Annotated in this window: 1 rRNA gene; it reads right to left on the bottom strand. The window is 59.1% G+C overall.

Annotation, left to right across the window (positions count from 1 at the left end):
* Positions 1 to 86 (bottom strand): 5S ribosomal RNA (gene rrf / locus OO57_RS38230); the annotation flags it as partial.
* Between the last annotated feature and the right edge of the window lie 139 nt (positions 87 to 225).

The following is a 225-nucleotide window of genomic DNA, read 5'->3' as shown; positions in this document are numbered from 1 at the left end:
CCCCCTGCAGTACCATCGGCGCTGTGAGGCTTAGCTTCCGGGTTCGGAATGTAACCGGGCGTTTCCCTCACGCTATGACCACCGAAACACTATGAAACTGTGCGCCACCCGCCCAGGCCATGGACAGGGGGTCGTTGTTTCAGAACAACACAGTGGACGCGAGCAACTGAGGACAAGCCCTCGGCCTATTAGTACCGGTCAACTCCACCCCTCACAGGGCTTCCA

The sequence above is a fragment of the Kitasatospora phosalacinea genome, assembly GCF_000717185.1.
In the GTDB taxonomy this organism is placed as follows: Bacteria; Actinomycetota; Actinomycetes; order Streptomycetales; family Streptomycetaceae; genus Kitasatospora; species Kitasatospora phosalacinea_A.
This window is presented reverse-complemented; position numbering and strand designations above follow the sequence as displayed.